Origin of the sequence: Micromonospora coxensis, assembly GCF_900090295.1 — a bacterium.
GTDB classification, from domain to species: domain Bacteria; phylum Actinomycetota; class Actinomycetes; order Mycobacteriales; family Micromonosporaceae; genus Micromonospora; species Micromonospora coxensis.
In genome coordinates, this window is sequence record NZ_LT607753.1 from 1,661,392 (window position 1) to 1,688,047 (window position 26,656).

Annotated in this window: 25 protein-coding genes; 1 reads left to right on the forward strand and 24 read right to left on the reverse strand. The window is 74.7% G+C overall.

Annotated features, from left to right (window positions below; all coding sequences use genetic code 11):
- The first annotated feature begins 7 nt into the window (after window positions 1–7).
- Complete coding sequence (locus GA0070614_RS07280; protein WP_088975229.1) at window positions 8–706, forward strand: LON peptidase substrate-binding domain-containing protein; 699 nt, start codon at window positions 8–10, stop codon at window positions 704–706.
- A 119-nt stretch (window positions 707–825) separates the two neighbouring features.
- On the opposite strand, the gene GA0070614_RS31520 is transcribed toward GA0070614_RS07280, so the two are convergent.
- From GA0070614_RS31520 to rsmH, 24 genes are all read right to left on the reverse strand, one after another.
- Entirely contained in the window at window positions 826–1,752 is a 927-nt protein-coding gene (locus GA0070614_RS31520; protein ID WP_331715101.1) for a DUF2567 domain-containing protein, read from the reverse strand.
- Between the two features lie 56 nt (window positions 1,753–1,808).
- Entirely contained in the window at window positions 1,809–3,296 is a 1,488-nt protein-coding gene (locus GA0070614_RS07290) for a MinD/ParA family ATP-binding protein (protein ID WP_172892388.1), read from the reverse strand.
- A gap of 116 nt (window positions 3,297–3,412) precedes the next feature.
- Window positions 3,413–4,303 carry a hypothetical protein gene (locus GA0070614_RS07295; protein WP_231933572.1) on the reverse strand — a complete coding sequence of 297 codons (891 nt, stop codon included), beginning with the start codon at window positions 4,301–4,303 and terminating at the stop codon, window positions 3,413–3,415.
- A gap of 1 nt (window position 4,304) precedes the next feature.
- On the reverse strand, window positions 4,305–5,249 hold the full coding sequence (locus GA0070614_RS07300; protein WP_088975231.1) for an RluA family pseudouridine synthase: 945 nt from the start codon (window positions 5,247–5,249) through the stop codon (window positions 4,305–4,307).
- Window positions 5,246–5,860, reverse strand: a complete 615-nt coding sequence (lspA, locus tag GA0070614_RS07305) for a signal peptidase II (protein ID WP_088975232.1) — start codon at window positions 5,858–5,860, stop codon at window positions 5,246–5,248. Before lspA ends, GA0070614_RS07300 begins: the two co-directional genes overlap by 4 nt.
- A gap of 66 nt (window positions 5,861–5,926) precedes the next feature.
- A complete protein-coding gene (locus GA0070614_RS07310) occupies window positions 5,927–6,346 on the reverse strand; it encodes a TraR/DksA family transcriptional regulator (protein WP_088975233.1) in 420 nt (139 codons plus the stop codon).
- A gap of 223 nt (window positions 6,347–6,569) precedes the next feature.
- Window positions 6,570–8,072 (reverse strand): potassium/proton antiporter, encoded by a 1,503-nt coding sequence (locus GA0070614_RS07315; RefSeq protein WP_088975234.1) that lies wholly within the window; start codon window positions 8,070–8,072, stop codon window positions 6,570–6,572.
- A gap of 22 nt (window positions 8,073–8,094) precedes the next feature.
- Entirely contained in the window at window positions 8,095–8,400 is a 306-nt protein-coding gene (locus GA0070614_RS07320) for a DUF167 domain-containing protein (RefSeq protein ID WP_088975235.1), read from the reverse strand.
- A 5-nt stretch (window positions 8,401–8,405) separates the two neighbouring features.
- Window positions 8,406–9,215: a hypothetical protein gene (locus tag GA0070614_RS31635; RefSeq protein ID WP_088975236.1), complete on the reverse strand. Its 810-nt coding sequence runs from the start codon at window positions 9,213–9,215 to the stop codon at window positions 8,406–8,408.
- A 73-nt stretch (window positions 9,216–9,288) separates the two neighbouring features.
- Window positions 9,289–10,089, reverse strand: coding sequence for a DivIVA domain-containing protein (locus GA0070614_RS07330; RefSeq protein ID WP_088975237.1), 801 nt, complete (start codon window positions 10,087–10,089; stop codon window positions 9,289–9,291).
- Window positions 10,090–10,139: 50 nt separating this feature from the next.
- The gene (locus tag GA0070614_RS07335) at window positions 10,140–10,439 is read right to left on the reverse strand and encodes a YggT family protein (RefSeq protein WP_088975238.1); all 300 of its coding nucleotides are present in this window, start codon (window positions 10,437–10,439) and stop codon (window positions 10,140–10,142) included.
- Between the two features lie 28 nt (window positions 10,440–10,467).
- Window positions 10,468–11,163, reverse strand: a complete 696-nt coding sequence (locus GA0070614_RS07340) for a cell division protein SepF (RefSeq protein ID WP_088975239.1) — start codon at window positions 11,161–11,163, stop codon at window positions 10,468–10,470.
- A gap of 195 nt (window positions 11,164–11,358) precedes the next feature.
- Window positions 11,359–12,105 (reverse strand): YggS family pyridoxal phosphate-dependent enzyme, encoded by a 747-nt coding sequence (locus tag GA0070614_RS07345; RefSeq protein WP_088975240.1) that lies wholly within the window; start codon window positions 12,103–12,105, stop codon window positions 11,359–11,361.
- A gap of 9 nt (window positions 12,106–12,114) precedes the next feature.
- A complete protein-coding gene (gene ftsZ, locus GA0070614_RS07350) occupies window positions 12,115–13,230 on the reverse strand; it encodes a cell division protein FtsZ (RefSeq protein ID WP_088975241.1) in 1,116 nt (371 codons plus the stop codon).
- Window positions 13,231–13,470: 240 nt separating this feature from the next.
- Entirely contained in the window at window positions 13,471–14,289 is an 819-nt protein-coding gene (locus GA0070614_RS07355; RefSeq protein WP_088975242.1) for a cell division protein FtsQ/DivIB, read from the reverse strand.
- On the reverse strand, window positions 14,286–15,779 hold the full coding sequence (gene murC / locus GA0070614_RS07360; RefSeq protein ID WP_088975243.1) for a UDP-N-acetylmuramate--L-alanine ligase: 1,494 nt from the start codon (window positions 15,777–15,779) through the stop codon (window positions 14,286–14,288). The genes GA0070614_RS07355 and murC overlap by 4 nt, the downstream gene beginning before the upstream one ends.
- A gap of 31 nt (window positions 15,780–15,810) precedes the next feature.
- Entirely contained in the window at window positions 15,811–16,917 is a 1,107-nt protein-coding gene (murG, locus tag GA0070614_RS07365) for an undecaprenyldiphospho-muramoylpentapeptide beta-N-acetylglucosaminyltransferase (RefSeq protein WP_088975244.1), read from the reverse strand.
- Window positions 16,917–18,323 carry an FtsW/RodA/SpoVE family cell cycle protein gene (locus GA0070614_RS07370; RefSeq protein WP_088979296.1) on the reverse strand — a complete coding sequence of 469 codons (1,407 nt, stop codon included), beginning with the start codon at window positions 18,321–18,323 and terminating at the stop codon, window positions 16,917–16,919. The genes murG and GA0070614_RS07370 overlap by 1 nt, the downstream gene beginning before the upstream one ends.
- Before the next feature lie 233 nt (window positions 18,324–18,556).
- Window positions 18,557–19,690 (reverse strand): phospho-N-acetylmuramoyl-pentapeptide-transferase, encoded by a 1,134-nt coding sequence (mraY, locus tag GA0070614_RS07375; protein ID WP_088975245.1) that lies wholly within the window; start codon window positions 19,688–19,690, stop codon window positions 18,557–18,559.
- The gene (locus GA0070614_RS07380; RefSeq protein ID WP_088975246.1) at window positions 19,687–21,087 is read right to left on the reverse strand and encodes a UDP-N-acetylmuramoyl-tripeptide--D-alanyl-D-alanine ligase; all 1,401 of its coding nucleotides are present in this window, start codon (window positions 21,085–21,087) and stop codon (window positions 19,687–19,689) included. The genes mraY and GA0070614_RS07380 overlap by 4 nt, the downstream gene beginning before the upstream one ends.
- The gene (locus GA0070614_RS07385) at window positions 21,084–22,607 is read right to left on the reverse strand and encodes a UDP-N-acetylmuramoyl-L-alanyl-D-glutamate--2,6-diaminopimelate ligase (RefSeq protein ID WP_088975247.1); all 1,524 of its coding nucleotides are present in this window, start codon (window positions 22,605–22,607) and stop codon (window positions 21,084–21,086) included. The genes GA0070614_RS07380 and GA0070614_RS07385 overlap by 4 nt, the downstream gene beginning before the upstream one ends.
- Window positions 22,608–22,698: 91 nt before the next feature.
- Window positions 22,699–24,897, reverse strand: coding sequence for a peptidoglycan D,D-transpeptidase FtsI family protein (locus tag GA0070614_RS07390; RefSeq protein WP_088975248.1), 2,199 nt, complete (start codon window positions 24,895–24,897; stop codon window positions 22,699–22,701).
- A gap of 4 nt (window positions 24,898–24,901) precedes the next feature.
- The gene (locus GA0070614_RS07395; protein ID WP_088975249.1) at window positions 24,902–25,504 is read right to left on the reverse strand and encodes a hypothetical protein; all 603 of its coding nucleotides are present in this window, start codon (window positions 25,502–25,504) and stop codon (window positions 24,902–24,904) included.
- The gene (gene rsmH / locus GA0070614_RS07400; protein ID WP_088979297.1) at window positions 25,501–26,613 is read right to left on the reverse strand and encodes a 16S rRNA (cytosine(1402)-N(4))-methyltransferase RsmH; all 1,113 of its coding nucleotides are present in this window, start codon (window positions 26,611–26,613) and stop codon (window positions 25,501–25,503) included. The genes GA0070614_RS07395 and rsmH overlap by 4 nt, the downstream gene beginning before the upstream one ends.
- Between the last annotated feature and the right edge of the window lie 43 nt (window positions 26,614–26,656).

Genomic DNA, 26,656 nt, shown 5'->3' on the forward strand with positions numbered 1-26,656 from the left:
CGGACGCGTGACCGCACGGCTGCCGGTGTTCCCGCTCGCAACGGTGCTCTTCCCCGGTCTGGTGCTGCCGCTGCACATCTTCGAGGAGCGCTACCGCACGTTGATCCGCGACCTGGTCGGGCGGCCCGAGGGGGCGCCCCGCGAGTTCGGTGTGGTGGCGATCCGCACCGGCTGGGAGGTCGCCCCCGCCCCCGGCCGGGCCGTCCCCGGCGGCGGCGAGGTGACCCTGCACGAGGTGGGCTGCACCGCCGAGCTGCGCCAGGTCACCGAACTCGACGACGGCGGCTTCGACATCGTCACCGTGGGCCGGCGGCGGTTCCGCATCGCCGACGTCGACCGGGCCTCCGCGCCGTACCTGACCGCCGAGGTCCAGTGGCTGCCCGAGCCGTCCGGCACCGACGAGGTGACCGAGCTGCTCGCGGCCCGGGTGATCGCGGTCTTCCGGCAGTACCTGGCCCTGGTCCGCCCCGGCGAGCAGGAGGTCTCCGAGCAGCTCCCGGAGGACCCGACGGTGCTGTCGCACCTGGTGGCGGCGACCGCCGCGCTGACCGTCGCCGACCGGCAGCGGCTGCTCGCCGTCGACGACACCGCCGCGCGGCTCCGCGCCGAGCTGCGGCTGCTCAACCGCGAGGCGGCTCTGCTGCGCCAGGTCCGGGCGGTTCCGGTGCCGCTGTCGGACTTGGCCTCCCCCCCGACCCCCAACTGACCACCCACCCCCGCCGACGCGATCCCCTCCGTTTGCGGCGTGTCGCGGTGTCCCTGGCGGGAGAGGCCGTGACCTGCCGCAGACGCGTGGATCACCCGGCCGCCAGCGGTCCGGGTGGCTCAGTCCCGGCCAGGGGCGGACGCCCCGCCGGGGGGACCGGGCACGCCGGAGCCTTCGGGCACGGCCAGGCCGGTCGGCTCCGACACCGGCTCCGGCCGCAGCGACGGCCAGCGCGACCAGCCGGCCAGCAGGGTGTACGTCACGGCGGCGGCGAACGCCGGCAGCAGCACGTCACCGAAGGGCACCGGCAGCACACCGAAGACCCACTCGATGCCGCCGGCCCGCAGGTCGGCGGGCTTGCCGAAGGCGGTGCCCTCCGGGGCGTCGGCCAGCAGCCGCTGGTAGCCGCCGAGCCCGATCCGGCGTCCCACCTGCCAGCCGACCAGCGCGGCGCCGAGCCCGCCCAGGGCGGTCGCGCCGAGCACGGCGGGCCCCCGGCGGCGACGCAGCACGACCCACAGCCCGATCGCGGCGAGCACCCCGAACCCGAGCCCGAGCAGGCTGAACCAGCCGTCGGCCGCGATCGGCTGCTCCGGCTGCGGCTGCGCGTAGACGGCGCCGTCGGCCGTCTTCACCACCGGGGTGTCCGGGGCGACGGCGGCCCAGAGCAGGCCGAGCGGCACGCCCAGCGCGGTGATCCCGAGGACGGTGGCGGCGAGCACCGCGACCGTGCGGCGCAGCGGTTCGCGCGGCTGCGGCGGCGCGGCGTACGCCGGGGGCCAGAGGATCCCCGGGGGCGGCCAGGCCCCGGTGGGCGTGCCGGAGAAGGGCGGTGGGGCCCCACCGTCGGCGGTGGCGGCCGGCGGGGCGCCGCCGTCGGGCCCGGCGGCCGGCGCGGCGCCGGGATCGTTCGGCGCCGGTGTCCCGGCGAAGGGCGTCGACGCGGCGGGGACCGGCGGGTGGGCGGCGTCGACGGGGTCGGCGGGCGCCGGGGCGGCGCGGCCCGGCTCGGCGGGACGGTGCGGATCGGGGGTGTCCGGGCTCACCCGACGATCTTCTCAGGCGCGGCGGCGCGGTGGGGCGTCGGTGGCCCGACACCCCCTCAGCGGGCGAACGGCTCCAGCATCACCGCGGCGGCGCGCAGCCACGCCTGCCGGGTCTCCGGCTGGAGCTGGTGGTACTCGATCGAGGAGCCGGTCTCCAGCGCCGGGTCGTACGGCACCACGGCGACCGCCCGGGTGCGGGTGGCGAAGTGGCGCTCCAGGTCGTCCTGCAAGGACGAGCGGCCCGGCGTGGGGCAGGAGATCAGGGTCACCGCGTTGTCGGCCAGCTCGCCCATGCCCACCTCGTGCAGCAGGTCGAGCATCCAGTCGGCGCTGAACGCGGCGTCCTCGCGGGGCACGGTGGTCACCACGAGCTGGTCGGCGGCGTGCATCACCGTGCGCCAGTTGGCGCTCTCCACGTTGTTGCCGGTGTCCACGCAGACCACGTCGTGGGTGCGGCGCAGCAGCTCCAGCACCCGCTTGACGGTGAACTGGTCCAGCCGTTGGGCGAAGCGGGGGCTCTCCTCGCCGGCCAGCACGTCGTACGAGCCGTCGGAGGCGTGCCGCAGGTAGTCGTCCAGCGCCTCCAGCAGGTCGGCGCCGTCCCGGATCTCGATGTGTGCCAGGTCGCTGATCAGGTGCCGGATGGTCCGGGCGTGCCGGGCGCTGCCGGCGCGCAGCCCGAGGGTGCCGCGCAGCTCGTTGTCGTCCCAGGCCAGCACGCCACGGCCCCGGACGCTGCCGACGGTGGCCGCGGCGAGCACGGTGGCGGTGGTCTTGTGCACCCCGCCCTTGGGGTTGGCGAAGGCGAGCACCCGGGGCGTGCCCAGGTCCCGGCGGAGGATGCCGGCGGCCCGCTCCTGCTCGTCCTGCGGGGTCTGCGGGCGCCACTCGATCCGGGCCGGCTCGATCCGGGCCGGGTAGGCCCGGTCGGCCGTCACCGCGGGGTACGCCGGCTCGGCCGGGTACGCCGGCTCGGCCGGGTACGCCGGCTCGGCCGGATAGGCCGGCGCGGCCGGGTAGGCCGCCTCGGCCCGGTAGCCGGGCTGCTGCGGGTAGGTCGGCTCGGCCGGCGCGTACCCGGGGCGGTAGCCGTCGTCGAGCAGCGGCGCGTACCGGGACTCGGTCGGGGGCGGCTCGTGCCGGTAGCCGTTGTCCAGCAACGCGTACCGGGACTCCGCCACCGGCTCCGGCGGGTAACCCGGGTCGGCCCGGTGGCCGGGGTCGGGCGGGTAGCCGGGCTGCGCCCGGTAGGCGGGGTCGACCCGGTAGCTGGCCTCGGCCCGGTAGCCCGGGTCCGCGCCGTACGTCGGCTGGGCGGGTGGCACGGCGGCCGAGGCCCGCCCGGACCATCCGGTGCCCGACCCGCGCCGGGGCAGCGGATCCCGTGCCGGCGGCTCCTCCGCCCGGCGGTCGGCCTCCACCTGCTCGGGGGTGCGGCCGCCGAGGCGGGCACGGTCAAGCAACGCGCGCCATCGTGGTGCCGGTTCGGCCGACCGGCCCCAGCCGGTCTCGGTGCCGTCCAAGGCTCGCCCTCCCCGCGCCATCGATCTCCGCCTGACAGGCTACGAACGAAACCCTATTCGGACCACACCTGTCTGCGCACATCCCCCGTCGGGCATCCTCGCCCACCCCCGGCCCGGCCACCCCCGGTGACCACGTCCTACGAGGTCGGAGCGGGTGCGGCGGCTCCCGCACCGGCGGAAGCGGCCGGTGAGGAACTGATCACGCCCGGTGCCGCTTCCGACGAATCGCCCACCGCAGGACCGGTCGGGACCAGCGCGGTGTCCACCGGCGGCCGCACCACGTCCCACTGTTCGGGCAGCGGCGGGGTGAAGACCGTCCGGTCCAGCCGACGTACCTCGGGGGCCGGGTCGACCACGCGGACGCCGGGCCGGGCGGCCAGCGCGCGCAGCGCCACCGGTTCGGCGCGGACCACCGCAGCGTAGACGCAACCGCACCCGCTCCGGTAGGCCCGCGCCTCCTCGGCGGCGACCTGCGCCCCGCTGTCGTACACCCGGCGCAGCCCGGCGTCGGTGGCGCTGGCCGCCCGCGTCCGCTGGTCGGCGGCCTCCCGGTCCTTCCGGTCGGCCAGCGTGGACATGCCGGCGACGACGTCCTGCGGCAGCAGTTGGGCCGGCAGGTGCACCACCTCGGTCTGCCGGTCGGGCAGCGGCACCCGGGTCACCACCTCGACCACCGCCGTGCCCGCCAGCACCGCCGGCAGCCGACCCGGCGGGAGGTAGCCGTCGAAGGAGACCAGGGCGTACGCGGCCGGCCCGGTCGCGGGCAGCGCGGCGAGTTCCGCGCCGGCGGACCGGACGTACCCCGGGATCGCGTCGCCCTGGCGGACGCCGACCCGGGTGACCTCGCCGACCGTGCGGTCGCCGACCGGCTCGTCGCGGCGGGCGGCCCAACCGGCGGTGAGCAGCACCGCCCCGGCGCAGAACACGGCCGTCGTGCCCAGCCAGCCGGGCCGGCCGCGCCGGGATGTCCCGGCAGGGGCGGGGTCGGCGGACGGCGGGGCGTCCCCGGGTCGGCTCGGCGCGGGCACGTCAGTCGCGCAGCACCGACAGCGCGTGCGCCAGGTCGTCCGGGTACTCGCTGACGAAGGTCACCTCGTCCCCGGTACGCGGGTGCAGGAAACTCAGCGAGCGGGCGTGCAGCCACTGCCGGCTCAGCCCGAGCCGGGCGGAGAGGGTCGGGTCCGCCCCGTAGGTGAGGTCGCCCACGCACGGGTGCCGCAGCGTCGAGAAGTGCACCCGGATCTGGTGCGTCCGCCCGGTCTCCAGCCGCACGTCGAGCAGGCTGGCGGCGGGGAACGCCTCCAGCGTGTCGTAGTGGGTGATGCTGGGCTTGCCGCCGGAGACCACCGCCCAGCGGTAGTCGTGGTGCGGGTGCCGGTCGATCGGGGCGTCGATGGTGCCGCGCAGCGGGTCCGGGTGGCCCTGCACCACGGCGTGGTAGCGCTTCTCCACCTCGCGGTACTTGAACGCCCGCTTCAACGCCGTGTACGCCTGCTCGCTCTTGGCCACCACCATGACGCCGGTGGTGCCGACGTCGAGCCGGTGCACGACGCCCTGCCGCTCGGCCGCGCCGCTGGTGGAGATCCGGTGCCCGATGCCGGCGAGACCGCCGATCACGGTCGGCCCGGTCCAGCCGGGGCTGGGGTGGGCGGCCACCCCGACCGGCTTGTCGACCACCACGATGTCGTCGTCGGCGTAGACCACGGTCAGCCCGGGCACCGCCTGCGGCACCACGGTCGGCGGGGCGGCCGGGGCCGGCAGGGTGACCTCCAGCCAGGATCCCGCCTTGACCTTGTGGGAGTTGGCCCGTACGACGCCGTCGACCAGCGCGTCCCCGGCGTCGACCAGGGCCGCCGCGGCGGTGCGGGAGAGCCCGAAGAGCCGGGCGACGGCCTGGTCCAGGCGCATGCCGTCCAGACCGTCCGGGACGGGCAGGGACCGGTGGTCGCCGCCGGCGGCGAAGGCCGAGGTCATGCCCGCTCCCGCTGCTCGGTCCCGGCCGGCGTGGCCTCGGTGTCCCTGCCGTCGTCCTTGCCGAGGCGGCTGCCGTCGCGTTGCCGGCCGGTCAGCTCCAGCAGCACGGCCAGCACCACCCCGGAGACCAGCGCGCTGTCGGCCAGGTTGAACACCGGCCAGACCCGGCCGTACGGGTCGAAGAGGCTGACCATGTCCACCACGTGCCCGACGAAGTGCCCGGGGGCGCGGAAGATCCGGTCGACGAGGTTGCCCAGCGCCCCGCCCAGCACCAGGCCGAGCGAGATCGCCCACGGCAGCGACCGCAGCCGCAGCGCCATCCAGGCGATCCAGCCCACCACGCCGATGGTGATCAGCGGGAAGATCCAGGTGTGGTCGGCGCCGATGCTCCAGGCCGCCCCGCTGTTGCGGGTCAGGGTGAGGTAGACGGCGCCGCCGAGCAGCCGTACCGGCGGCCGGTCGTCCAGGTTGAGCAGCGCGAGGTGCTTGGTGAGCAGGTCGGCGAGCAGGGCCACCAGGGCGATGCTGGCCAGGACCACGACCGCACGGCGGCGGGAGGTGCCGCCGCCCGGCTCAGCGGTGCCGGATCCGGCGGTCGGTGCTGTGGTCATCGACTCCCCATCGACTTGTCCGACGGCGACGGATCGCCGTCCTACGCGGTCAGCGGGGAGCGGATCTCAGCGCCGCTCCTCCAGCTGCTTGCAGGTCACGCAGAGGGTCGCCGACGGGAAGGCGGCGAGCCGCTCCACCGGGATCGGGTTCCCGCACCGCTCGCACCACCCGTAGCCACCCTCGTCGAGCCGCTCCAACGCCCGCTCGACCTGCGTGATCCGTTCCCGGATGCTGTTGGCGAGAGAGATCTCCTGCTCGCGTTCGAACGTCTTGGTGCCGGTGTCGGCCTGGTCGTCCCCGGCCGAGTCGGTCAGCCGGTCGCGCTGCAGCTCGGTGATCTCGCTCAGCGTCTGATCGTACTCGGCGCGCAGCTCGTCCCGGCGGGCCGCCAGCGCCGCCCGGATCTTCTCGGTCTCCGCCGCGCTGCGGGTGGCCTTCGGCGCAGGCTTACGACCGGCGGTCCTGGTGTCGGCTGGCTTCGCCATCGTCAGCTCCCTCAGCCGCGTAGCGCGGCGGTCGGCGGTGCCCGGACAGGGGCCACCGGCCTGGCGCCCCCATGCAACAAAACGGGCGCGTGGCAACGTAGGCCACGCACTCCGGAGGGTGGCAAGAATACGGAACGTACAGGCGTCCGACAACGTGCCGCACCGTCGCACCGCTATTCAGCCCCGAGTAAGCCCCAATCGGGGCAAAAGGAACGCTAGCAGATCAGCCATCACGATCCTCCCCGTACTCGCCAAACCACCTGGCCAGCCGACCGCGCCGGCTGATCGCCCGCAGCCGCCGCTCGGCCTCGTCGCGCACCCCGGCGACGGCCACGATCAGCAGGCTGTCGCCGACCTTCAGCCGGGTGTCCGGGCCCGGGACGAACCCGGTCCCGTCCCGCAGCACCAGGGTCACCGAGGCGCCCACCGGCAGCCGCAGCTCGTCCACGTGCACGCCGGCCAGCCGGGAGCCCGCCGGCACCTCCAGTTGGAGCAGGTCCGCCCGCATCCGCTCCAGCGGCGCCGTCTCCACCCGGATCTCCGCCAGCTCGGCCGGCGCGGTCACCCGCAGCCGGCGGGCCGCCGGGGCGAGGGTGCCGGCCTGCAACAGCGTGAAGATCACCACCAGCACGAAGACCACGTCGAAGAGCCGGTCCGCCCCCGGCACCCGCTCCGACAACGGGATGGTGGCCAGCACGATCGGCACCGCCCCGCGCAACCCGGCCCAGGACAGGAACGCCTGCTCGCGCAGGCTCATCCGGAACGGCAGCGCGGAGAGGAGCACCGACAGCGGCCGGGCGAGCAGCAGCAGGGCCAGCCCGACCAGCACCGCCGGCAGCACCGCCCCGGACAGCCGGCTCGGCGTGGCCAGCAGGCCGAGCAGCACGAAGAGCCCGATCTGGGCCAGCCAGGCGAGCCCGTCGGCGAAGCCGAGGATCGCCTGCCGGTGCGGCAGCCGGGCGTTGCCGAGCAGCACGCCGGCCACGTACACGGCGAGGAAGCCGGAGGCGTGCAGCACCGCGCCGGCCGCGTAGGCCAGCACGGTGAAGCCGACCACGGCGATCGGGTAGAGCCCGGACGAGGGCAGCGCCGCGCGGCGCAGCGCGTAGCGCCCGGCGATCCCGGCGGCCACCCCGACCGCCGCACCCATCCCCAGCTCGTAGCCGACCAGGAGCACCTCGTACCACCAGGGGTGGCCCTCGGTGGTGCCGGCCGAGAGCAGCACCACCAGGATCACCACCGGCGCGTCGTTCATGCCGGACTCGGCCTCCAGGGCGGCCACCAGCCGGGGCGGCAGCCGCAGCCGGCGCAGCGTGGCGAAGACCGCCGCGGCGTCGGTCGAGGAGAGCACCGCGCCGTAGAGCAGGGCCAGCCGCCAGTCCAGCCCGAGCAGCAGGTGCACCACCAGGCCGACCACCAGGATGCTGACCAGCACCCCGACCGTGGAGAGCGCCGCCGCCAGCCCGAGCACCGGGCGCAGGGTGCTCCACCGGGCGGTCAGCCCGCCCTCCGCGATGATCACGATCAACGCGCAGAAGCCCAGCACCCGGGTCAGCTCGGCGTCGTCGAAGCGGATGCCCAGACCGGACTCCCCGATCGCCACCCCGAGCGCCAGGTAGACCAGAAGACTCGGCACGCCGAGCCGGGTGGAGAAGCGGACCGCGCCGATCGCCACCAGCAGGACGGCCGCGCCCAGCAGCAGCGCGAGTTCGAGCCCGGGCGTCACCGGCGACCGGTCCTCGGCGCCGTCACGCGTCCGATCCGTCGCGCAGCCGACGGAGCGCGTCGGCCACCTCGTCGGTGGCCCGCTCGACGTCGAAGAGCTTGTCCCGGCTGGCCGTGCCGGCACGCAGGGACACCGCCGCCGGCCGTACGCCCAGCGCGGCGGCGAGCGCCCGCCGGGCCGCCTCGGTGGCCCGCCCGTCGACCGGCGGGGCGTTCACGGCGACCACCAGGGCGGGGCCGTGCGGGCCGTCGAACCGGCCGCCGACCCGGGCACGGGACGCCCCGGGCTTGACCCGCACGGCGACGGTGAGCGTCTCCTCGACCGGCATCCGGGTCAGCCCGGTGGGGCGTCGGCGAGCAGGGCGGTGTCCGGGGCGCAGTCCGCGCACGGGGTGAAGCCCAGCGACACCGCCTCGGAGACCGGCAGCGGTTCGTGGTCCCGCGCGAACAGGTGCAGGCAGGTGGCGAGGTGGTAGCGGGGGCGGCCGTCGACCACCCGCACCTCGGTGTCGAGCCGGGCGACCCGGGCGGCGTCGGCGGTCGACACGGACTGGGCCTCCGGTTCGTCGTCGAGCCCCGCGTCGGCGGCCGGCTCGGCGCGCCACGACGCGGTGTCCGCCCCGCCGCGCCCGGACGGCCCCGGCGCGGGGCTGACCGACTCCCAGGGCCCGGCGAGGTCGCCGTCGGTGGGGCGTGCCGCCGCCACGTCGGGCTCCCCCGCCCCGGCGTCGCCGGCCGGCGCGGGACGGGTGGTCACGGTCTCCGGCTCCCACGGCGTCTCGGCGTACGGCTCCCACCGGCCGTCCGCGGCGGTCACCGGCGGCTCGGGCGGTTGCCGCCACCCGTCGCCACCGGCGCCGAACGTCGTGGGCACGTGCTGGACGGGGATCTCCGGCTCCGGTGCGGCCCGGTCGGCCGGAGCCGTGGTCCGGGACGTGCCCGGAGAACCCCGGCCGGCGCGCGGTCGAGCCTGTTCCCCCGTCGCCCGGGCGGCGGCCACCTGGCGGGCGCCGGCCACCAACGCGACGGCGGCCAACAGGCTGGCCGCGATGGAGCTGATCAGCAGGGTGCTGGAGCCGTCGGCGAGACCGAACACCAGCAGCACCACGGCGACGAGGATGAGCACCAGGCTTGCGACTATCACGGGCCCACCCCCGCCGCGTCGGGTCAGTTGTGGCGCGGTCGGCGGTCGTCGGGTGACGGCCGCCGACCGTCAATCAGCGACCGGACTCGAGAGCGCCGGAGCGACCCCCGCCGTACGAGCCGGCGAGGCCCGCGGCGGCCAGCCCGTTGCCGCCGACGGAACGACCGCCCTCGGCACGGGTCATCTCGGCCTCCAGGCCCTGGCCACGACCGTCGAGGTCGCGCAGCTGGCTCTCCAGGTACGCCTTGAGGCGGGTGCGGTACTCCCGCTCGAACTGCTTGAGCTCCTCGATGTGCTTCTGCAGCGCCGTGCGCTTGGCGTCCAGGCCGCCCATGGCCTCCTGGTGCCGCTGGCGGGCGTCGCGCTCCAGGGCGTCGGCCTTGGCGCGGGCCTCACGGGTGACCTCCTCGGCCTTCGACCGGGCCTCGGAGAGGAGCTGGTCGGCCTCACGACGGGCGTCGGAGACGTGGTCGTCGGCGGTCCGCTGGGCCATCATCAGCACCCGCAGCGCCTGCTGCTCGCCGTCGCCGGCGTTGGCCGGGCCACCGCTGGCGCGGACCTGCTCGAGCTCGGCCTGCATCGCCCGCGCGGCCTGCTCGGCCGCGGCCTTGTCGCGCTGCACCCGGTCGAGCTGGGCCTTGACGTCGTTGAGCTCGGCCGCGAGACGGGCGTCGCCGCCGGGGCCGGCCGGAGCGCCGCCACGACCGCCGCGCTCCACCTGGGCGCGCAGCTCGTTGTTCTCCTCGATCAGACGGGCGAGCTCACGCTCGACCTCGTCCAGGAAGGCGTCGACCTCCTCCTCGTCGTACCCCCGCTTGCCGATCGGCGGCTTTTTGAAGGCGACGTTGTGGACGTCGGCCGGGGTCAGCGGCATCGAAACTCCTCGGGTCAGTTGCGGCCGCGTAGCGGCAGGTCATCGGCGCCTCAGCCGATGATCAAGCGCTTCAACACGAACTCCATCAGCACGAACAGGATAACCAGGAGCACAAGGGAGGCCAGGTCGATGCTCACGGTACCAATTCGCAGTGGAGGGATCACACGCCTCAACGCCTTGAGAGGCGGATCAGTGACGCTCCACACGGATTCCAGTCCCGCAGACGCTCCGCGCCCCGGTTGCCACCGGCGACCGTACTGCAGGACGGCGCTGAGGACGAATCGGGCCAACAGCACGATAAGGAAGATGTACAGGATCAGGTACAACACTTGCAGCACGATCGACAACACGGCAGGCGACGTCCCTCGGTCGGGCGGACTAGCTCAGGCTGAAAAAGCCGCCCTCAGCGATCTTGGCCTTGTCCTCCGCGGTGACCTGGACGTTGGCCGGTGAGAGCAGGAACACCCGGTTGGTCACGCGCTCGATCGTACCGCGCAGCCCGAAGGCGAGCCCGGCGGCGAAGTCGACCAGCCGGCGGGCGTCGGCCTCGTCCATCTCGGTGAGGTTGATGATGACCGGCACGCCGTCGCGGAAGTGCTCGCCGATGGTGCGCGCCTCCCGGTACGTGGTCGGGTGCAGCGTGGTGATCTGGTACCGCTGCTCCTCCTCGGCCGGCACCGCCCGCTCGCGGGGCTGGACCTGCGGGGCCAGGGCGAGGTTGTCCCGGGTGTGGTACGTCAGCGCGCCGGAGGTCTCCCCCGAGCCGGAGCGGGTGATCGAGCGGACGCTGGACCGCTCGGCGCGCTCCGGACGCTCGTCGTCGGCCCGCTCGGCCTCCGCCGCCCGGCTCGCCGCGCGCTCGGTCAGCCGGCCCCGGTCCCCCAGCCGCGGTCGCGGCGCCGGCGGCTCCTCCGCCTCGTCGTCATCGTCGTCGGCGAACTCCTCGGAGTACCGGCTCGACCGGTACCGCGACTCGCGGTAGCCCGGCTTGTCGTAGCCACCGTCGTCGTAGGCCCGCTCGTCGTCCTCCTCGACGAGACCGAGCCAGACCCCCGCCTTGCGCAGTGCACCCATCCCGCGCCCTTCCGTCCGCCGTGCGGCACGCACCCCCGTGCCGTGTCGCCATGATCGCGAATGGACATCCCATGCCCACCGGATCGGTCCGGCAATCCCCCGACGGACGTTTCGCGGCCGCCCGCCGTGGCCCCCCGAGCACAGGGACGCCGTTCCTGAACAACACTGATGTAATTTGCTGCTGTCGCGGTCAGGCTACCGCAGCGTGGGACGCATTCCGAGCAACGCGCTGCCGACGCGGACATGTGTCGCGCCGTACGCGATCGCCTGTTCCAGGTCGCCGCTCATCCCCGCGGACAGCACCGTCGCCTCCGGATGACGCTCCCGGAAGCCCTGCGCGACCTCGGCGAGACGGGCGAACGCCCGCTCCGGCTCCCAGCCCAGCGGCGCCACCGCCATCAGCCCGGACAGCCGCAGCCCCGCCGAGGCGGCGATCGCCTCGGCCACCGGTTCCAGGCCCCGGTCGGGGTCGGCGGAGTCGGGCAGCGCGCCGCCACGCGCCGGGTCGCCGTCGATGCTGACCTGCACCAGGGCCTCCAGCGCCCGGTCCCGGCCGGTGGCCGCCGCGGCGTCCAGCGCCCGGGCCAACCGGACGCTGTCCACCGAGTGCACGACGTCGGCGTAGCGGACCACCGAGCGGGCCTTGTTGCGCTGGAGCTGGCCGATGAAGTGCCACCGGGCGGTCACCCCGGCCGCCGCCACCTCGGCCGCCTTCGGCGCGGCCTCCTGGTCGCGGTTCTCCCCCACGTCGGTCACCCCGAGCCCGGCCAGCGCGACCACGTCGCCGGCCGGGTACGTCTTGGTGACCGCGATCATGGTGACCTCGGCGCGGTCCCGGCCGGCGGCGGCGCAGGCGTCGGCGATCCGGGTACGCACCCGGGCCAGCCCGTTGGCGAGCTCGGCGCGCCGGTCGGGGCGCACCGCGGTGGGTCGGTCGGTCATCGGCGGCGCTCAGGAACCGTTCTTGAGGAAGTCGGGCACGTCCACGTCGTCGAAGAGCACCCGGCGCGGCGACTGCTGCGGAGCCGGGTGGGTCGTCGGCGGCGTCACCGGCGGGGTCTGCGGCGCCGGCTGGTTCTGGTTGGACTTGCGCGGCGCCTCGGCCGCCTTGTACGCCGGCGCGCCGCCGTCGAACCCGGCCGCGATCACGGTGACCCGCACCTCGTCGCCGAGCGCGTCGTCGATCACCGCGCCGAAGATGATGTTCGCGTCCGGGTGCGCCGCGTCGGTGACCAGCTGTGCCGCGTCGTTGATCTCGAACAGGCCGAGGTCGGAGCCGCCGGCGATGGAGAGCAGCACGCCCCGCGCGCCGTCCATGCTCTGCTCCAGCAGCGGGCTGGAGATGGCCGCCTCGGCCGCCTCCACCGCGCGGTTCTCGCCGCGGGCGCTGCCGATGCCCATCAGTGCGCTGCCGGCCCCGCTCATCACGCTCTTGACGTCGGCGAAGTCCAGGTTGATCAGACCCGGCGTGGTGATCAGGTCGGTGATGCCCTGGACACCGGAGAGCAGCACCTGGTCGGCGGTGCGGAAGGCGTCCATCATGGAGATGTTGCGGTCGCCCAGGGCCAGCAGCCGGTCGTTCGGGATGACGATCAGCGTGTCGCACTGGTTGCGCAGCTCGTCTATGCCGGCCTCGGCCTGCACCTGGCGGCGCTTGCCCTCGAAGGAGAACGGCCGGGTCACCACGCCGATGGTGAGCGCGCCGAGCTTGCGGGCGATGTTCGCCACGACCGGCGCGCCGCCGGTGCCGGTGCCGCCGCCCTCGCCGCAGGTCACGAAGACCATGTCGGCTCCCTTGAGGACCTCCTCGATCTCGTCGCGGTGGTCCTCGGCGGCGTTCTTGCCGACGTCCGGGTTGGCGCCCGCGCCGAGGCCCCGGGTCAGCTCCCGGCCGACGTCGAGCTTGACGTCGGCGTCGCTCATCAGCAGCGCCTGCGCGTCCGTGTTGATCGCGATGAACTCGACGCCCTTGAGCCCAACCTCGATCATCCGGTTGACGGCGTTGACGCCGCCGCCGCCGATGCCGACGACCTTGATGACCGCCAGGTAGTTGTGCGGAGGTGTCATCTCCGGTCCTTTCCCTTCGAGATTGGCTCGGCCGACCGGGTACGGCGAGGCCAGACCAGCGGTCGACGACTGCTGTCACCAGTGGAGTGCAGGGGTAAACCCTCACCCTCTACTAGAGGCTTACAGTTATGTCAACCACTGATCCTCTTCGGGGCAACGTAAGCGCCTCCACGCCGAGAGCCAAGGACCTCTCCGGCGTGTCGTCGCCCGGAGCGTGCCGGCTCACGTCCGCCGCGCGCCTCACTTGAAGGTCACCACGTCCGGCGCGCTGACGTCGATCGTGTCGGCCTTGCGACCGAGCAGCGCGGTGGCGACCCGGGCCTTGTCCGCGCCCCGGGTGGCGTCGCCCCAGACCACCGTACGGTCGCCGCGCAGGGTCAGGCTGATCCGGGCCAGACCCTCCACGCTCAACTCGGTGAGCTGCGCGCGCAGCGGCGGGGTCAGCACGGCCAGCACGTCCAGCGCGGCCCGGGTACCCGGGTCGTCCGGCCCCGGCGTGGCGAGCCGGACCACCGGCAGCCCGTCCGGCGCGCGGGGCTCGGTGCGGAACACCACCCCGCTCGCGTCGATCACGACGAACCGGTCGCCCTGCGGCACCGCCGCCACGCCGGTGCGCTCCACCACCGTCACCACCAGCGTCCCCGGCCAGTCCCGGGTCACCGTGGCCCGCTCGACCGGGGCCAGCGCGCCGATGCGGCGGGCCGTCGCGGCCAGGTCCACCCGGGCCAGCGGCACGCCGTCCGGCACCGCCGCCGCGTCGCGCACCTGCACCGGGGTGACCAGGTCCGCCCCGACCACCCGCACCTCGCGCACCCCGAACAGGCCGGTGCCGAGCAGCGTCCAGGCCACCAGCCCGGCGAGGGCGGCCACGCCGCCGGCCACCGCCCAGGGCAGGGCGGCCCGCATCCGGCGCTGCCGGGCCCGGGCCATGAACCGGCGGGTGGACGGCGGGACCGCGTCGCTGCCGGCGCGGACGAGCTGCCAGCGGCGTACCGGCCCGCGCCGGGGGCCGCCGGGGTCGGCGCCGGCGGTACGGCCCCGCGCCGGGCCCGGGCTCATCCGGCGGCGGAGGCCGCGCCGTCCGGGCCGACGGCCGTGCCGAGGGCCGTCGTGCCGGCGGCGGCGCCCCCGGTCCGGGCCAGCAGGGCGTCGAGGATCTGGTCGCCCATCAGCGAGATCGGCGGCGCTCCCATGGTCACCACCACGTCGCCGGAGCGGGCCCGCTTCGCCACCTCGACCGGGGCGTCGTCCCAGGAGTCGACGAAGACCTTGTGCGCGGCGTCCAGCGGGACCGCCTCGATCAGCGCGGCCGAGCCCTCGCCCGGCTGGCGCAGCTCGCCGGGGCCGAAGACCTCCAGCAGCACCAGTTCGTCGGCGATGCCCAGCGCCGCGGCGATCTCGGCCTGCAGGTCGCGGGTGCGGTAGAGCCGGTACGGCTGGAAGACCACGATCAGCCGGCCGTCGCCGGCCACCTCGCGCAGCGTCTGCAACGCCAGGGTCATGGAGGTCGGGTGGTAGGCGTACTCGTCGTAGACCAGCACCCCGTCGGCGACGCCCTTGCGCTCGAAGCGCCGCCGCACGCCCGGGAACGCGCCCAGCGCCGCCTCGGCCGCCTCGACCGGCAGCCCGAGCAGGTACGCGGCGAGCACCGCCGAGGCGCTGTTGAGGCCCATGTGGCGGCCGGGGATCGGCAGCCGGATCTCGCCCAGCGACCGGCCCTCGATCTCGGCGAGGTAGCGCACGCCCCGGGCGGAGGAGGCCATCCCGCTCAGCCGCAGGTCGGCGTCGGCCGCCTCGCCGTACGTCCAGACCCGGCGGCCCTCGGCGCGCAGCGTCTCGGCCAGCCGCCGCCCGCCCGCGTCGTCGGCGCAGGTGATGATGAACCCGTCCGGGTCGGTGAGCCGGGCGAACTCGGCGAACGCCGCCTCCAGGTTCGCCAGGTCGCCGTAGGTGTTGAGGTGGTCCGCCTCGATGTTGGTGATGATCGACACGTAGGGGCGGTAGATCAGGAACGAGCGGTCGCTCTCGTCGGCCTCCACCACGAAGTGCTCGCCGGTGCCGTGGTGCGCGCCGGAGCCAACCTCGGAGATCTCCCCGCCGATGACGAAGGAGGGGTCGGTGCCGGCCTGCTGGAGCACCATGGTGACCATCGAGGTGGTGGTGGTCTTGCCGTGGGTGCCGGCGACCGCCACCGTGCGGCGGCCGGTCATCGCCGCGGCCAGCGCCTCGGAGCGGTGCAGCACCCGCAGGCCGCGCTGGCGGGCCTCGACCATCTCCAGGTGGTCCTGCGGGATGGCCGAGGAGTAGACGACGGTGTCCACGCCGTCGAGGTTCGACGCCTCGTGGCTCATGTGGATCGTCCCGCCGAGCGCGCGCAGGCCGGCCAGCGAGGGCCACTCGCGCAGCTCGCTGCCGGAGACCGGCAGGCCACGGGTGAGGAGGAGCCGGGCCAGGCCGCTCATGCCGACCCCGCCCACCCCGATCAGGTGGATCCGGCCCAGGTCCTCGGCGGTGAGCGTGCCGGCCGGGGTGAACTGCGCGGTGTTCATGAGGCGTACCTTCCGGTCGCGGTGGCCGGTGTCATCGGGCCACCGCCTCGTAGACGAAGTTGAGCAGGGCGACGTCGCCGTCGCGCCGCCCGTAGGCGGCCGCGGCCGCGCCCATCGCGTGCAGCCGGCGCGGGTCCCGGATCAGCGGGATCACCGTGCGTTCCAGCCAGGCCGGGGTCAGCTCGGCGTCGTCGACGAGCAGCCCGCCACCGGCCTCGACCACGGGTAGCGCGTTGCGCTTCTGCTCCTGGTTGCTGTGCGGGTACGGCACGTAGATGGTGGGCAGCCCGATCGCGGCCACCTCGGCGCAGGTCATCGCCCCGCCCCGGGCCAGCATCAGGTCGGCGGCGGCGTAGCCCAGCTCCATCTCGGACAGGTAGGGCAGGGCCACGTACGGCACCGGCAGGTCGGTGGGGACCGGCACCGGCTCGTTGCGGGCGCCCATCACGTGCAGCACCTGCACGCCGTTGCGGGCCAGCTCCTTGGCCGCGCCGGAGACCGCCAGGTTGATCGAGCGGGCGCCCTGCGAACCCCCGGCGACGAAGAGCACCGGCAGGTCGGGGCGGAGTCCGAAGTGGGCCCGGGCGGCGTCGCGCAGGGCGGCCCGGTCGAGGGCGGCGATGCCCCGGCGCAGCGGCACGCCGACCACCCGGGCGTCGCGCAGCGCCTCGGACTGCGCCGGCTGGTGCGGGAAGCCCACCGCCACGTTCTTCGTGAACTTCATGCCGAGCCGGTTGGCCACGCCCGGCGGCACGTTCACCTCGTGGATGACGATCGGCATCTCGCGGCGCCAGGCGGCGAGGTAGCCGGGGACGGAGACGTACCCGCCGAAGCCGACCACGACGTCGGCCTGCACCTCGTCGATCACCTTGCCCGCCGCGCGGGCCGCCTTCCACATCCGGTCCGGGGTGCGGACCAGGCTCATGTTGACCGACCGGGGCAGCTGGTAGGCGGGGATCTGGCGCAGGTCGTAGCCGGCCGGCGGGATCAGCTCGTTCTCCAGGCCCTTGGGCGTGCCGAGGCAGGTGATCCGGACGCCCGGGTCGTGTCGGCGCAGGCAGTCGGCGAAGGCGAGCAGCGGGTAGATGTGCCCACCCGTGCCCCCTCCGCAGAGCACCACCGAACGCAGCGGACCCATCAGCGTCTCCTCTCGCTCGCCGCCCCGCCCCGGGCCCGGGTCTGCCGGGCGCCGCGCGGCACGGCCTGGTCGTCCTCGCGCCGCCCACGCGACCGGGGCACGGACCCTCGGGCAGCCGGTGGCGCCGCCGGCCGGCGGCGCCGCCCGGGAAGCGGCGGCAACGGGGCCCACACTAGTCGGACCCATCGGGCGGGCGGACGGGCGTGCAGGGCTCGGGCCGCGTCGGGCTCGGCACGGGCGAACGAGGCGAGGATGCCGACCGCGGCGAGCGTGACGACCAGGGCGCTGCCGCCGTCGGAGATGAACGGCAGCGGCACGCCGGTCAGCGGCAGCAGGCCGATCACGCCACCGATGTTGATGACGGCCTGACCGACCAGCCAGGCGGTGATCCCGGCGGCGGCGAGCCGGCGGAACGGGTCCTCGACCCGGCGGGCGATGCGCAGGCCGGTGTAGGCCAGCACGGCGAAGAGCACCAGGATGACGGTGCAGCCGACGACCCCGAGTTCCTCGGCGATCACCGCGAAGATGAAGTCGTTGTGCGCCGCCGGCAACCAGCCGAACTTCGCGCTGCTCTTGCCCAGCCCGACGCCGAACCAGCCACCGTGCTCGATGGCGTTGCGGGCCTGGACGAGCTGCCAGCAGCCGGTCTCCAGGCAGGTCGCCGGGTCGGGCGAGCTGATGAACGAGGTCAACCGGGCCAGCCGGTAGTTCTCCTCGCCGACCGCGCCGGAACCCGCGCCGAGCGAGGCCACCGCCACCAGCACGCCGATGCCGAGCAGGCCGACCGCGGAGAGGACGGCGAAGACCCGCAGCCGTACCCCGGCCGCCCAGAGCAGCCCGACCACGATGGCCAGCAGGCAGAGCATGGTGCCCAGGTCGTTGTAGCCGACCAGCACGAAGAGCAGCCCGACCACCGGGAAGAGTGGGGTGGCCAGTTCCTTCCACCAGCCCAGCGCGGCGCCCTTGCGGGCGATCACGTGCGCGCCCCAGAGCACCAGCGCGAGCTTGGCCAGCTCGGAGGGCTGCACCTGGATCGGGCCGAGGTAGAGCCAGAGCAGGTTGGCCCGCAGCGGCCCGAGAGACTTGATCTTGAACAGGGAGTCCAGGGCCAGCAGCAGGTTGAGCACCAGCAGCAGCACCACCGCCACGGCCAGCACCGGCCGGCCGAGCGATCGGAAGGAACTGGCCGGCAGCCGCTGGCAGACCCAGAACGCGACGATGCCGATCACCGCGAAGATGGCCTGCTTGGTCACCGAGGCGGAGGCGTCGCCGTCCTCGGCGTAGTCCTTCACGCTGGTCGCCGAGAAGACCATGGTGAGGCCGATCAGCAGCAGCAGGCCGGCGCTGGAGAGCAGCAGGTAGTAGGAGGCCAGGGGGCGGGCCAGCAGGCCGCGCAGCGCCGCCAGGCCCCCGGCGGCGTCCAGCCCGCCGAGCGCCGCCGGCGGGTCCGTCGTACGCCCCGCGCCCGCGCCCCGCCGCGGCGGGGCGTCCGTCGTCGTGCCGCTCGTTCTGTCCTCCCCCACGTGCCCATCATCGCGGTTGCGGTCGGCCCGTTCCGGTCGTTCGGCCCGCTCGGCGTGTCGAAATGCGAAACGGGGGCCCCTCGGCTATGAGGGACCCCCGTGCGCGTCGCGCCGACTCAGCCCATGCTGGCCAGGAAGTCGCTGTAGAACAGGCCCAGGGCGATGGCCACGCCGATGCCCGCGATGATCCAGAACCGCACCACGATGTTGACCTCGCTCCAGCCGGCGAGTTCGAAGTGGTGCTGCAGGGGGGACATCCGGAACACCCGCTTGCCGGTGGTCCGGAAGGAGATGATCTGGATCACCACCGACATCGTGATGATCACGAAGAGCCCGCCGATGATCGGCAGCAGCAGGATCGTCCGGGTGGACATCGCCATGCCGGCGATCAGGCCGCCCAGGCCGAGCGCCCCGGTGTCGCCCATGAAGATCCGGGCCGGCGAGGTGTTCCACCACAGGAAGCCCACACAGGCCCCGGCGGCGGCCCCGGCGATCAGCGCGATCTCCAACGGGTCCCGCACCGTGTAGCAGTAGTTCTCCGGGTTGGCGGTGTAGTTCGGGTCGGCGCACCAGTGGCGGTACTGCCAGAACGCGATGAGCGCGTACGCGGCGAGGACCATCACCGAGGCGCCGGTGGCCAGGCCGTCCAGGCCGTCGGTGAGGTTCACCCCGTTGGTCGCGGCCATCACCACGAAGATGATCACGATCACCGAGGCGACCTTGCCGATCTCCAGCGCCGGGATGTCCCGGATGAAGCTCAGCGTCGTGCTGCCCACCGTCTCGGTGTTCGTCGTCGCGCCGGTGGCGTCGGTCATGCTGCTCGGGAAGTACAGCGCCACCACGCCGAAGACCGCGCCGACCAGGATCTGGCCGGCGAGCTTGCCCCGCTTGTTGAGCCCGCCGCTGTGCCGCTTGCGGACCTTGAGGAAGTCGTCGATGAAGCCGACCGCGCCGGAGAAGACCATCAGCCCCAGCAGCACCAGCGCGGTGATGGTCGGCTCCACCTGGGCGATCTGGGCGTCCGGCAGGGTGGTCAGGGCCAGGTGTCCGGCCACGTACGCGATCACCGTGGCCAGGATGAAGACCACGCCGCCCATCGTCGGCGTGCCCTTCTTGCCCTGGTGCATCGCCGGGCCCTCGGCCCGGATCGGCTGGCCCGCCTTGAGCCGGGTGAACACCCGGATCGCGATCGGGGTGCAGAGCAGCGAGACCAGGAACGCCACACCGATGGCGACGATGACCGCCCTCACGCCGTCACCTCGTCCCCGGCGGCGTCGACGCGCAGCGCGTCGGCCACCTCCCAGGTGCGGTACCGGGAGCCCTTCACCAGGACGACGTCGCCCTGTCGTAGCTCGCTGCGCAGCACCTCGACGGCCGCCGCCTGATCGGTGAGCAGCACCGACTCTCCTCCCCAGTCACTTACCGCTGTCGCGCCCTCGTGGATCGGCGCGGCCGGCTCGCCCACCACGAGCAGCCGGTCGACACCGAGCTCGGCCGCGAGCCGGCCGACCTCCCGGTGCCCCTCGCGTTCGTACTCGCCCAGCTCGGCCATGTAGCCCAGCACGGCGAACGTCCGCCCACCCCGGCCCATGCCGGCCAGCGCGCGCAACGCCACCGCCGTCGACGCCGGGTTGGCGTTGTACGAATCGTCGATGACGGTCACCCCGTCCGGCCGCTCGAAGACGTCCATCCGACGGGTGGAGACCAGCCCCAGCTCGCCCAGGGCGGTGGCCACCTCGGCCGGCGGCATCCCCAGCTCCCGGGCCACCGCCGCGGCGGCGAGCGAGTTGGAGACCTGGTGCCGGCCGGTCAGCCGCAGCCGCACCGGCGCGCTCCCCTCCGGGGTCACCAGGGTGTACGACGGCCGGCCCCGCTCGTCGAGCGTCACGTCGACCGCCCGGACGTCGGCGTGCGCCGCCTCGCCGTACCGGACCACCCGGGCGGCGGTCCGCGCGGCCATCGCGTCGACCAGCGCGTCGTCGGCGTTGAGCACGGCCAGCCCGTCGGCCGGCAGCGACTCGACCAGCTCCCCCTTGGCCAGGGCGATGTTCTCCCGCGAGCCGAACTCGCCGAGGTGCGCCACCCCGACGTTGAGCACCACCGAGATCCGCGGCGGCACCACCTCGCACAGGTAGCGCACGTGCCCGATCCCGCGGGCGCCCTTCTCCAGCACCAGGAAGCGGGTCTCCGGCGTGGCCTGCAACGCCGTGTACGGGTGCCCCAGCTCGTTGTTGAACGACCCGGGCGGCGCCACCGTCGGACCGAGCCGGACGGTGAGCTGGGCGATCAGGTCCTTGGTGCTGGTCTTGCCCGACGAGCCGGTCAACCCGATCACGGTCAGCTCCGGCAGCCGGTCCACCACCGCGCGGGCCAGCCGGCCCATCGCGGCCAGCGCGTCGTCCACCAGCACCATCGGCACCCCGGGCACCTCGCGGGTGCCGAGCACCGCCACCGCGCCGGCGGCCACCGCGGCGGCGGCGTAGTCGTGCCCGTCGACCTTCTCGCCGGCGAACGCGACGAAGAGCGCCCCGGCGGTGACCTTGCGGGAGTCGAACTCCACCGGGCCGGTGACCCGGGCGTCCGGGTCGGCGGCGGTCAGCCGCCCGTCGACGGCCGAGGCGACCTCGGCCAGGCTCAGCGGGATCACCGGCGACCCGCCAGGTCCCCGAAGCGGGCGCCCAGCGCCGCCGCCAGCTCCACCCGGTCGTCGAACGGGTGCACCTCGCCACCGATCTCCTGGCCGCGCTCGTGCCCCTTGCCGAGCACCGCCACCGTGTCGCCGGGCTCGGCCAGCCGGACCGCCTCGGCGATGGCGGCCCGCCGACCCGGCACCTCGATGATCCGGGCTGCGGCGCCCGCCGCGTACGCCCCGGCCAGCACCTCGGCCCGGATCGTGGCCGGGTCCTCGGTGCGCGGGTTGTCGTCGGTCACCAGCACCACGTCCGCTCCCTCCGCCGCGGCGGCGCCCATCACCGGCCGTTTGCCCCGGTCCCGGTCGCCACCGGCGCCGATCACGCAGATCAGCCGGCCGCCGCCCATCTCGCGCAGCGCGGCCAGCGCGGCCACCACGGCGTCGGTCTTGTGCGCGTAGTCGACCACGCCGCGCACCGGCGCGTCGCCGCTGACCAGCTCCAGCCGCCCCGGCACGCCGCCGCAGGCGGCCACCCCGGCCGCGGCGGTCGCCGGGTCCACCCCGGCGGCCACCAGCGCGGCGACGGCGAGCAGCGCGTTGGCCACGTTGTGCCGGCCGGGGAGCGCCACCTGGGCGGGCAGGACCAGGCCGTCCGGGCCGTGCAGGGTGAACCGCTGGGCGTACCCCTGGCCCTCGACACCGTCGGCCCACCAGGTGGCGGCCCGGTCGCCGGCCGCCGAGTAGCTGATCGTCGTCGGCTTGAACAGCGGTCGCAGCGCCGGGTCGTCGTAGTTGAGCACCTCGGCCGCGCAGCGGCCGTCGAAGAGCCGGGCCTTGGCGGCGAAGTAGTCCGCCGAGTCGGCGTGGAAGTCCAGGTGGTCGGAGCCGAAGTTGGTGTACCCGCCGACGCCGAACCGGACCCCGCCGACCCGCCCCATCGCCAGGGCGTGGCTGGAGACCTCCATGACCAGCGCGGTCACCCCGCGCTCGCGCGCGGCGGCGAGCATGGCGTGCAGGTCGGTCGCCTCGGGTGTGGTCCGCACGCTGTCCACCACCAGGTCGCCCAGGCGGGTCTCCACGGTGCCGATCAGACCGGTGACGTGCCCGGCGGCGCGCAGGCCCGACTCCACCAGGTAGGCGGTGGAGGTCTTGCCGGCGGTGCCGGTGACCCCGATGACGGTCAACTGCTCGGTCGGATCGCCGTAGACGGCGGAGGCGAGGTCGCCCAGGACCGCGCGGGGGTCGTCGACCACCAGGGCGGGCAGGCCGGCCGCGGCCACCGCGGCGGCGCCGGCCGGGTCGGTCAGCGCGGCCACGGCGCCGGCGTCGGCCGCGCCGGCGGCGAACTCCGCGCCGTGCCGGCGGGCCCCGGGCAGGGCGGCGTAGAGGTCGCCGGGGCGGACCTCCTGGCTGGCATGTGTCGCCCCGGTCACCGCCACGTCGGCGGCACCCTCAGGCGAGGCCACGGCGAGCCGGGCGGCGAGGTCGCCGAGCCGGACTCCGGGCACGGTACGAGGACGTGGATTGCCGGGCACGGCGTCAGACCCTACCCGGTCGTCCGGTTCCGGCCGTACAGCCGCCCCGGTGGTTCGTCCGCACCAACCGATGATGTCCCGCCGTGGCTGCTCAGCGCGGAAAGACCTCGAACTTGGGGGCCTTGCCGCCCGACGGGGGCACCCGGTAGTGGCGCAGCGTGAAGCCCATCATCTCGCGGAACGCCGGCGCGGCCACCGTGCCGCCCTCGCCGCCCGGACTCCACACGAAGACCGCCACCACGTACCGGGGCTTCTCCGCCGGGGCCATCCCGATGAACGAGGCGACCTCGCCGGGCTGCTTCACGCCGTCGACCAGCCGCCAGCCGGTGCCGGTCTTGCCGGCCACCCGGTAGCCCGGTACCCGGGCGGCCACCCCGGTGGCGTCGTCGACGGTGGTCACCGCCTCCAGGATGGTGCGCAACGCGGCGGCGTTCGACGGGCTGAGCACCGAGCGGGTCACCGGCGGCTCGGCCGGGCTGCGCTTCCCGGTCTGCCCGTCGACGACCTCCTTGATCAGGTGCGGCTGCACGTAGGTGCCGTCGTTGGCGATGGTGGCGTACGCGGCGGCCATCTGCAGCGGCGTGGCGTCGACGCTGTGCCCGATCGGCACCGACCCGTACGACGAGCCGCTCCACTCCTCGGCGGGCAGCAGCCGCCCCGAGGCCTCCCCCGGCATCCCCGCGCCGGTGGGCTGCCCCAGCCCGAACCGCTTCTGGTAGTCGATCAGCCGGTCCCGGCCGAGCTTGTCGGCGATCTCGATGGTGCCGACGTTGGAGGAGTACGCCATCATCCCCGGCAGGCTCATCCGCCGCCCGTTGGCCGGATGGGTGTCGGAGAAGACGGTGTCGCCCTTGGTGATGCTGTTCGCGATCGGCATGGTGGTCTCCGGGGTGATCGCCCCCTCCTGCAGCGCCGCGCCGAAGGTGATCGCCTTGTGCACCGAGCCGGGGTCGACCACGAAGCTGGTCGCGGCGTCCTCCCGGTCGGTCGGCCGGCTCTGCTCCGGCTGCGCGGCGTTGTAGGTGGGGTGGCTCGCCTGCGCCAGCACCTCAGCGGTCTTCACGTCCAGCACCACTGCCGCGCCCACGCTGCCCCGGGTCTGCGCCATCTGCCGGCCGAGCACCTGCTGTACCTGGTACTGCAGGTCCCGGTCGATGGTGAGCACCAGCGAGCTGCCCGGCTTCGCCGGGGTGGTCATGCTGTAGCCGCCGGGGATGGGGGCGTTGAGGTCGCCCAGGCCGGCCTCGTACACCCGCTTGCCGTCGACGCCTTCGAGCAGGTCGTCGTAGCGCGCCTCGAGGCCCTCCAGGCCGACCATGTCCTGGCTGGTGAAGCCGACCAGGTTGGCGGCGAGGTCACCGCCGGGCACCTCGCGCCGCTCGTCGCGGTGCACCCCGATGCCGGCCAGGTCCAACGCCTCGACCTGCTTGGCCCGGGGGATGTCGACCCCCCGGGCGAGGTACTGGAACTGCAGGTCGCCGCGCCGCTTCATCTTCTCGGCCAGCTCGGAGACGGGCACCCCGAGCAGCGGGGAGAGCAGCCGGGCGGTGGCCGTCCGGTCCTTGACCCGGGTCGGGTCGGCGAAGACGTACCGGGCCTCCACGCTGCGGGCCAGCGGCGCGCCGGTGCGGTCCAGGATCGCGCCGCGCGGGGCGGGCAGGTCGACCCGGGTGAGCCGGTCGTCGACGCCGGCGCCCGCGTACGCCGGGGTGTCCACGGCCTGGAGGAAGACCAGCCGGATGCCGATGGTCGCGAAGAGCGCCAGGACGAGCAGCGTGCCCAGCCGCAGCCGGCGACGCGGCTCGGCCAGCTTCGGCGGTCGGGGCGGCTTGCGGGAGGGGCGGCGGGCGGCCGGGCGGTCCGGCCGGCGCACGGGCCGGGCGGGACGCCGCCGCGGCGGCGGCAGCTCCTCGTCGTCGTCCGGGCGGGGTCGCGCCGGGACGGTACGGATCACCGCGGCCCGGGCGGCCGGGGCGCTCTCCCGGCGGCCGGCGCGGGTGGTGGCGGCCCGGCCGCCGTCGAGCACCTGGAGGGCGGGGCGGAACGGGTCGCCGGAGCGGTTGGCGCGCGGGTCGCGCCGCTGGCCGGTGCGCTCCTCGCGCCCGGCCCGCTCCTGGCTGCTCTCCCGGATGGTACGACCCCGGGGGGTGTACGCCCGGGCGTCGGAGATCCCGCCGACTCCCGGCTCGCCGGTACGCGGGTCGCCGCCCCGCCCGGCCGCACCCCGCGACGAGCCGCGCCGGGAGCCCGTCGTGGCGTCCCGGCGCGGATCATCCGATCTCGGTGGCACTGTGCTATCCCCCGTTGCCCTGCTGGCTGGTGATCGCCGGCTGACCGTTGGCGGGCTGCGGAACCCCGATCATGCGCCCGTCCGGCAGCCGGATGTACGCCGGCTCACCGGCCTCGACCAGGCCCAGCTTGCGTGCCTCGGCAGCCAGGTTGCCCGGCGCCTTGGCCTCCTCGATCTGCTTCTCCAGCTGCTGCTGGTCCACGTCGAGGCGGGCCTGCTGCTGCTGGAGCTGCTGGAGCTTGAACGCGTTCTCGTTGATCTTCGTGTTGACGGCCAGGATGCCGAGCACCCCACCGACGACCAGCACCACGATCAGCGCCGCGAACGGCGCCCGCGGCACCCGTACGGGCGGCGGCGGCGCCACCCGCAGCCGGGGCGTACCGGCGGTGGTGGCCCCGGTCTTCGTGGTCGGCTTCTCGGCCGGCCGCAGCGCGGCGTTGCCCTCGGTGGGGAACTCGCGCGCCCCCCGGGCGCGAGTCTCCCCCCGTCGGCCGGCGAGGTCCGCCGGCACACCGGTGCGGGTGGGGCGCTGCGCCACGGTCCGGCCCCCCGACCGTGGTGCGCGCTGCCCGACGGCCTCCCGGCCGCCGCGCTTGTCGACGTTCATGTTCCCTCCCCCTCTTCGTCCGTCCCACTGCCGTCCCCCGGCGTCGCACCCGGTCCCACTGTGGAACCCGGTGTCGACCCCGTCCCCGGTTGGTGCATCGCCTTGACCCGGCGGCGGTACCGTTCGCGGTCGGTCCGCCCCTGCTGCCCGGCGGTCGGGTCGAGTCGTTCCGCGGCCCGCAGGCGCACCGAGGCGGCGCGCGGGTTCACGGCGACCTCCGCCTCCCCGGGAAGCTCGGCGCCCCGGCTGAGCAGCCGGAACGTCGGGCCCGACCCGGGAAGTTCCACCGGGAGGTCGACCGGGCCCTTGCTGCGGACCCGGTCGGCGAGCGCCTGCTTGGTGAGCCTGTCCTCCAGCGAGTGGTAGGACAGGACCACCATGCGACCGCCCACGTTGAGCTTGTCGAGAGCGGCCGGCAGCGCTGTCTCCAGCGCTGCCAGCTCTCTGTTTACCTCGATCCGTAAAGCCTGAAACGTTCTCTTGGCCGGGTGTCCCCCGGTTCGTCGCGCTGGTGCCGGAATGCTCTCCCTGACCAGCTCCGCCAGCCGGGCCGACGAGGTGATCGGGGCCCGCTCCCGCTCGCGGATGATCGCCGAGGCGATCTTCCCGGCGAACTTCTCCTCGCCGTAGACCCGCAGCACCCGGGCCAGGTCCGGGTGCGAGTAGGTGTTGACCACCTCCTCGGCGGTCATCCCCCGGGTCTGGTCCATCCGCATGTCCAGCGGCGCGTCCTGGGCGTACGCGAACCCGCGGTCGGGCGCGTCCAGCTGCAACGAGGAGACCCCCAGGTCGAACAGCACCCCGTCGACGGCCGGATAGCCGAGCCGCTCCAGCACCTCGGGCAGCTCGTCGTAGACGGCGTGCTCCAGGTGGATCCGGTCGGCGAACCGGGCCAGCCGGACCCGCGCGTGGGCGAGGGCCTCGGTGTCCCGGTCCAGACCGACCAGCACGGTGTCCGGGTGCCGTTCGAGCACCGCCTCGGCGTGCCCGGCCAGACCCAGCGTCGCGTCGACGTGGACCGTCCGGCCGCCCCGGTCCAGCGCGGGGGCCAGCAACTCGAGACACCGCTCGAGCAGCACCGGCACGTGCGTGCCGCGTAGCTCCCCCATGTCGACCCCCACTGGTTGAAAACTCGTATCTGATCCGCGCTCT